The organism is Geomonas sp., assembly GCF_035254065.1.
Classification (GTDB): domain Bacteria; phylum Desulfobacterota; class Desulfuromonadia; order Geobacterales; family Geobacteraceae; genus Geomonas.
Genome location: NZ_DATFBA010000073.1, coordinates 1 through 2,687 on the forward strand (window position 1 = coordinate 1; position 2,687 = coordinate 2,687).

The 2,687-nt window shown below is 64.8% G+C and carries 4 protein-coding genes; all 4 read left to right on the forward strand.

What is annotated here, in order from left to right:
- Window positions 1-194: glycosyltransferase (locus VJ604_RS03890; RefSeq protein WP_414652389.1), on the forward strand; the 194-nt coding region annotated here is incomplete at its 5' end.
- Complete coding sequence (locus VJ604_RS03895; protein ID WP_324080068.1) at window positions 191-1,063, forward strand: glycosyltransferase family 2 protein; 873 nt, start codon at window positions 191-193, stop codon at window positions 1,061-1,063. The genes VJ604_RS03890 and VJ604_RS03895, both read left to right, overlap by 4 nt.
- A 22-nt stretch (window positions 1,064-1,085) precedes the next feature.
- Window positions 1,086-2,267, forward strand: a complete 1,182-nt coding sequence (locus tag VJ604_RS03900; protein WP_324080069.1) for a glycosyltransferase family 4 protein — start codon at window positions 1,086-1,088, stop codon at window positions 2,265-2,267.
- A gap of 308 nt (window positions 2,268-2,575) precedes the next feature.
- Window positions 2,576-2,687, forward strand: a 112-nt coding sequence (locus VJ604_RS03905) for a glycosyltransferase (protein ID WP_324080070.1), incomplete at its 3' end; no start/stop codon positions are given.

Consider the following 2,687-nt stretch of genomic DNA (forward strand, 5'->3'; position numbering starts at 1 on the left):
TCGCCCGCGCCTATGATCCCGACGACTTGGCCGGCGGCATCATCACCCTCCTGGCGGACGACGGTCAGCGCGCCCAGCTGGCGGCGCGTGGCAGGCGCGAGGCGGAAGAGCGCTTTTCGCTGGAGAAGGTCGCCCGGCACTATGCCGATCTGTACCGGGAGCTGCTGGCGCGGGGGAGGGGAGGGGCCCAATGACCGACAGCCAGAAGCGCTCAAGGCCGGGACTGCCGCTGGTCAGCGTGGTCACCGTGGTCTTCAACGGCGAGCGGCACCTCGAACAGACCATCCTGAGCGTGCTGAACCAGAGCTACCCCAACGTCGAATACGTGGTGATCGACGGCGGTTCCACCGACGGCACCCCCGCCATCCTGGAGAGATACGCCGAGAGGATCGACTGTCTGGTCAGCGAGCGGGATGACGGCATCTACGACGCCATGAACAAGGGGATCGCGCTGGCGCACGGCGAGCTGATCGCCCTTTTGAACGCCGACGATTACTACGAACCGGACGCCATCGAGCAGGTGGCGGAAGCCTACCTGGAGTCGCCCTGCCAGGGGGTCTACTACGGCAACAACTACGTGCTGCAGGAGGACCTGGAGCTCAAGTACAGCTTCTATCCCTCGCTTGCGCGCTGTTGGCTGGGGATGCCGGTCTGTCACCAGGCCATGTTCGTACACCGGCAGGTCTATCAAGAGGTGGGTGGCTACAGCCTGGGCTACCGCTTCGCCGCCGATTACGACTTCCTTTTGCGCAGCATGCGACGTCAGGTCCCCTACCTGCCGGTGGACGCCTTTCTGGTCAACTACCGCAACACCGGCCTGACCAGCACCAATTACGCCGCCTCGCTTCGGGAGGCCAAGAGGATAAACGGCGACCACTTCGGGACGCTCAGCCTTCCCCACGCCAAATATCTGGCCGGCTACTACAAGACGCTGACCCTGTTCTGGCTGCAAAAGGCGATCAAGGCGCTGCTGGGAGAGAAGCTGCTCGACCGGCTGAGGCTCTGGTACCTGAAGCTCTTCATCGCCAAGGAACGCCACGGCTCCGGACCGGGGGAACGATGATGGCCGGGCAAAAGGCTACTGCATGAAGATACTCTTCGTTTCCCTCTTCCTCCCGCAGAAACTCTCCACCCATGCGGGCGGGCGCTACGTCTTCGAGCTCTTGAGCCAGCTCGCGCAGCGGCACGAGGTGCACCTGGCGACGCGTCTGGAGGAAGAGGAGCTCCCGCAGCTGGAGTCCTTGCGCCCTATCTGCGCCAAGATCCACCCCTTCACCTATCGGACCGTCGCCAAAAGGGGCGTACTGGACAAGCTGCGCCTGATCGGCAACTACCTCGCCTTCAGCCGCTTCGCCGACCGGCTGATACGGGAGGGGGATTACGACCTGGCCCAGGTGGAATGGGTGGAGACCGCGCTCTTCATCAGGAGGGGGAAGACCCCGCTGGTGCTCGATGCCCACGACGTCATCAGCAAGCCGGCGGCGCGCGCGGTCCGGCAAAGCAGCGGGCCGGGGCGGCTCCTCGCCTGGCTCAAGTATCTGCTGGTCCGGGCCATGGAGCGCAGCATCGTGCGCCGCTTCGACGCAGTCCTCACCCTTTCCGATTTCGATCGCGACTTCCTCCTTAACATGGAACCGGGCCTGCCGGTCAGCACCGTGCCGATCCCGGCAGGTCTCGACATCACCGAGCGGCAGTACCCGGCCAGGCCCAACACCCTGCTCTTTCTGGCCTCCTACAAGTACCGGCGCGTCAACGTGGACGCTGCGCTCTATTTCTACCACGAGGTCTTCCCCCGGGTGCGTGCCGCGCTGCCGCAGGCCCGCTTCATCGCAGCGGGCTACGGGCCGCCCGAGGAACTGACCTCGCTGGCCGAGCGCGACCACGCGGTGGAGGTGCCGGGCTTCGTGGACGATCTGGACCGCTGCTGCAAGGAGGCCGCGGTCTTCGTCGCCCCCATCCTGACCGGCGGCGGCATCATCGTCAAGATCCTGGACGCCCTGGCGGCCGGCACCCCGGTGGTCACCACCTCCTACGGCAACGAGGGGATCAACGCCCAGCCGGGGAGGGACCTTTTGGTGGCGGACGACCCGCAGGCCTTCGCCGAGGCGGTGCTGCGGCTGTTGACCGATCCCTCCTTCGCCCGCACCCTGGCCGACAACGGCCGCCGCTTCGTGCGCGAGCAGTACGGCCTGGAGTCGGTGGTGGAGCGGATCGAGGCCTGCCATCGCGGGGTCGCCGGGCGCCGCCACTCCCGACCGCCCCGCTAGCTTCCCCTTTTCCCCGTCTCTGCCAACTCCCCTCGCCCTCCGGGAGAGGGGCAGGGGTGAGGGTGGTCACGCATCTTGAACAATGCCGGCTGAATCTCTAGTGGAAGCTTCCCTCACCCCGGCCCTCCCCCGTGGGGGGAGGGAGCGCTCGGGATGTCCGAAAAGCGGAATGTGCAGACCCCCAAGGTCTGGAGCAGGCGGCGGTTTTGTGTTGATAATGGCGGTGCGACTCCCTATAATGAACCGGTTTCGGCCGGCGTTTTAATTAGCTTTCCTGTGAGGAGTGCCAAATCTTGAAACTATCTGTAGTGATACCTGTCTACAACGAGAAGGAAACCATCGAAGAGCTCTATCGCTGCGTTAAGGCAGTCGACCTCGACAAGGAGATCATCCTGGTCGACGATTTCTCCACCGACGGCA

Excerpts from the sequence above, each read along its gene's own strand:
- VJ604_RS03900 (WP_324080069.1), top strand. The coding sequence starts at position 1,086 with ATGAAGATACTCTTCGTTTCCCTCTTCCTCCCGCAGAAACTCTCCACC.
- VJ604_RS03895 (WP_324080068.1), top strand. The coding sequence starts at position 191 with ATGACCGACAGCCAGAAGCGCTCAAGGCCGGGACTGCCGCTGGTCAGC.